Raw genomic sequence first — 3,984 nt, 5'->3', positions numbered from 1 at the left:
GCCCGCCGACGGCCCGACCGGCGCCTTCTTCGACGACGAGGGCGAGGTGCCGTGGTAGCCCCGAGGGGAGCGGCGGGTCCGTTCAGCCGAAGGGCACGGCGTCCGTCGCGGAGGTGTGCCAGTTGGTGACGACCGGCTTGTCGACCGTGATGGTCCCGACCTTCAGGGAGACCGGCTCGGGGTCGCCGTCACCGACGGCGACGATGATGCTGTCCAGCTCCTTGCCGCCGTCGCTGCCGGTGCTCTTGGGGTTGACCCCGGCGTAGGCGGTGGTGTTCCCGCTCAGCGTGATCTGCTCGCCCACGGCCTGCTCCGCGGGGCCCGCCTCGGTGCCGTCGGATCCGAAGGCGACGGTCGGCAGCGCGGCGGGCAGGACGCAGGTGATCTCCGGCTTCGCCTTCGCGGAGATCAGGATGTAGCCACCGGCCCGGGTCTCGGACTTGGTGTTCCAGGAGATGTCGTTGGCGCCGCAGCTCTGCCCGACGGGTTCCCGCTTGCCGTCGCCGGTGTCGGCGCCGGAGCCGGCCCCGTCCTCGGTCCCGCCCGTCGCCCCGGAGCCCTTGCCGGCCGCGCCGGAGTCCTTGCCGGTGCCCTTGCCGCTGCCCGCGGCCGAGGAGCCGGACGGGGTGGCCGCGTCACCGGAAGCGGACGAGGAACCCTGCGATGTGCCGGTGTCCGCGGCCCTGTCCGTGTCCTGGCATGCGGTCATCGGCAGGGCGCCGCCGATGAGGGCTGCGGAGACGAGAAAGGCCTTGCGACGGTTGCCGGACATGAAATCCCGTGATTCGTCGAGCGGTCGAGGCCGCGGTCGGTTCGGCCTCCCGTTGTTTCTTGATCCCTATGAGGGGGCTGGGAGCCGCGGGGATCCCGTCGTCTCCGTTCCCGCACCACGCCGTCACCGATCGGTGACATGTCCACGTAGTTGTCGCCGGATACGGCCATCCGGGGGGTGTGACCTTCGTCGCCGGAGCGGCGCGGCGGCGCGTCCGCCGCCATGCCGTCCGCCGAGCGCGGCGGCAGCGGCTCATCACCCGTCGGCAGAGGTCACAGGGCCGGCACACGAGGGCGCGACAGGAAGGCCCGCGCCCGTGGAGGGAAATATCTGTGCCCGCAAAATGAGAAATAGAAGCGGGGCCCGCCGAATATTCCTCGATCGTCCACCGGATCGCAATTTCCGGTCGCCACGGGGCCGAACCCACCGTGCTACTGTCGATCTCAGTTGCAGGTGTGGTTGCCAGAAGGTTCATTTCCTACGGGGTAATCATCACGGCGACACGGAATTCGCACAGGGTGAATTCCCGAAACCGCCTCCGAAGGAGAAACAAAATGGCTACCGGTACCGTGAAGTGGTTCAACTCTGAAAAGGGCTTCGGCTTCATCGAGCAGGACGGCGGCGGCGCCGACGTCTTCGCCCACTACTCGAACATCGCCGCCCAGGGCTTCCGCGAGCTGCTCGAAGGCCAGAAGGTGTCGTTCGACATCGCGCAGGGCCAGAAGGGCCCGACGGCCGAGAACATCGTGCCCGCCTGACATCGGCGCTCGCGCATATTTCGCAGCTGGGGCCCGCACCTGAAGGGGTGCGGGCCCCAGCTCGCTGTTTTCCCCGCCGGCCCGATCCGGCCGCATCGACTTCGGCTCGTCTCGAGATTCTCTGCGCCGCTCCTCTGCTGCGGATTTCCTTGCTACGCGCCCGTCAAGGAAGGTCCCGCATGAAGCGTGCCCACACATCCCGTACCCGTGACCGTTTCCCGAGGAGCGACGGCGCCGACCGCCGCTCCGGCGGCCCGCGCGGCCCCAGGAGCCACGGACCCCGCAGGGCTCCCCAAGGCGAGTTCGCCCTGCCGGAGACCATCACGCCCCCGCTGCCGGCCGTCGAGTCGTTCGCCGATCTCGACCTGCCCGCACGGCTGTTGGCCACCCTCGGCCACGAGGGCGTGACCGCGCCGTTCCCGATCCAGGCGGCGACCCTGCCGAACTCCGTGGCCGGCCGGGACGTCCTGGGCCGCGGCCGCACCGGCTCGGGCAAGACGCTCGCCTTCGGGCTCGCCGTACTGGCCCGGACGGCCGGGCGGCGCGCCGAGCCGCGGCAGCCGCTCGCCCTCGTCCTCGTGCCCACCCGCGAGCTGGCCCAGCAGGTCACCGACGCGCTCACGCCGTACGCCCGCGCCGTGAGCCTGCGGCTCGCCACCGTCGTCGGCGGGATGCCGCTCGGCAGGCAGGCCAGTGCGCTGCGCGGCGGGGCCGAGGTGGTCGTCGCCACGCCCGGCCGGCTCAAGGACCTCATCGACCGGGGCGACTGCCGCCTGGACCAGGTCGACATCACCGTCCTCGACGAGGCCGACCAGATGGCCGACATGGGCTTCATGCCGCAGGTCACCGCCCTGCTCGACCAGGTGCGCCCCGGCGGTCAGCGGATGTTGTTCTCCGCCACCCTGGACCGCAACGTCGACCGGCTGGTCCGCACCTATCTGCACGACCCGGTGGTGCACTCCGTCGACCCGTCCGCGGGCGCGGTCACCACGATGGAGCACCACGTGCTCCATGTGCACGACACCGACAAGCACCGGACGACCACCGAGATCGCGGCGCGCGAGGGCCGGGTGATCATGTTCCTCGACACCAAGCACGCGGTGGACCGGCTGACCGCGCACCTGCTGAGCAGCGGTGTCCGCGCCGCGGCCCTGCACGGCGGCAAGTCCCAGCCGCAGCGGACCCGGACCCTCGCCCAGTTCAAGAGCGGGGACGTGACGGTCCTGGTGGCGACGAACGTCGCGGCCCGCGGCATCCACGTCGACAACCTCGACCTGGTCGTCAACGTGGATCCGCCCAGTGACCACAAGGACTACCTGCACCGCGGCGGCCGTACGGCACGCGCCGGCGAGTCCGGCAGCGTGGTCACCCTGGTGACCCCGGGCCAGCGGCGCGGCATGAGCCGGCTGATGTCGTCGGCGGGCATCACCCCCCAGGTCGCCCAGGTGCGTTCCGGCGAGGCGGAGCTGAGCCGCATCACGGGCGCCCAGGCCCCTTCCGGGGTCCCGGTCGTCATCCCCGCGCCGCGCGCGGAACGCCCTCGCGGCGCGTCCGCCGGGTCCCGGGGCCGCCGGGGCCGCCGTCCCGCCGGGCAGGGCCGCCCCGCCGGTGAAGCGGCGCGCCCCAGGGGGCAGCGGCGGACCGGCTTCGGCTCGGCCGCGTAGAGCCCTGCGCCCACTCGCCATCCCCACTCGGCAGGAGACACCCTTGACGCCGGTTCTGACGCAGCACCACTCCATGGCACACGCACCTCGGATCCCTGACGACATGACGGTCGAGGTGGCGCTGTCCCTCATGGCCGGTGCGCAGGTCGATCACCTCGTCCTCTGCGACGGGGACGACCAGAGCACGGGCCTGGTCACGCTGGCCCGGCTCAGTGTTCTCCGGGACGCCCCCACCTATACGGACCGGGTCCGGCTCCGGGACCTCCCGGAGGGCTGAGACACAGGCGGGTCACCGCCACCAGAGACCCAGTGAGGGCCCAGCCGACGCGCGTCGGCAGGGCCCTTATTGCCATGTCGCCACGCCGTCGGACGCCACAGCATGCCTGTATCCACCGGGTTCCAAAATCTGTCTTTGTCAGGGTAGACATTGCTCCTCGTCGTGGTTAACCTTCTTCTCGTAGACATGGTCAGACAGAACCGAGAAGGACGGAGGAGCAGACGCCATCAGGATCGCCCGGCCGGGAAGCTCCCGGTCCGGGTACCGCAAGACCCCGGATTGGATGGTGGTCCCCGGTCACGCAGCCGCGATCCCCGCTACCCCTCCCGCAGCCGGGCCGGGTAGCGGAAACAGAAGGTCGGCACCGCATGAGAGCCGACAGATGGTGTTGAATTTCCTTCGGGGCCCTGGTGCCGTACGGCAGCCAAGCGCGTCGGGGTCAAGCGGATCGTGAGCGCGATCAAGGCCATCCGCAAGGGCAAGGGACACACGCTCGCCAACGACCTCCAGTGG

The 3,984-nt window shown here is 70.8% G+C and carries 4 protein-coding genes; 3 read left to right on the top strand and 1 reads right to left on the bottom strand.

Going from position 1 to position 3,984, the window contains the following annotated elements:
• Window positions 1-82: 82 nt before the first annotated feature.
• Window positions 83-772, bottom strand: a complete 690-nt coding sequence (locus ABZ281_RS41055; RefSeq protein WP_356663054.1) for a DUF4232 domain-containing protein — start codon at window positions 770-772, stop codon at window positions 83-85.
• Between the two features lie 554 nt (window positions 773-1,326).
• Here ABZ281_RS41055 and ABZ281_RS41050 point away from each other — a divergent pair.
• The 3 genes from ABZ281_RS41050 to ABZ281_RS41040 all read left to right on the top strand — a co-directional run bounded on the left by ABZ281_RS41050 (window position 1,327) and on the right by ABZ281_RS41040 (window position 3,471).
• Window positions 1,327-1,530, top strand: a complete 204-nt coding sequence (locus tag ABZ281_RS41050) for a cold-shock protein (protein WP_020119326.1) — start codon at window positions 1,327-1,329, stop codon at window positions 1,528-1,530.
• Between the two features lie 179 nt (window positions 1,531-1,709).
• On the top strand, window positions 1,710-3,194 hold the full coding sequence (locus tag ABZ281_RS41045) for a DEAD/DEAH box helicase (RefSeq protein WP_356663053.1): 1,485 nt from the start codon (window positions 1,710-1,712) through the stop codon (window positions 3,192-3,194).
• Between the two features lie 73 nt (window positions 3,195-3,267).
• Window positions 3,268-3,471, top strand: coding sequence for a CBS domain-containing protein (locus tag ABZ281_RS41040; protein WP_356663052.1), 204 nt, complete (start codon window positions 3,268-3,270; stop codon window positions 3,469-3,471).
• The last annotated feature ends 513 nt before the right edge of the window (window positions 3,472-3,984 follow it).

The sequence above is a fragment of the Streptomyces sp. NPDC006265 genome, from assembly GCF_040613555.1.
GTDB lineage: Bacteria > Actinomycetota > Actinomycetes > Streptomycetales > Streptomycetaceae > Streptomyces.
This window is presented reverse-complemented; position numbering and strand designations above follow the sequence as displayed.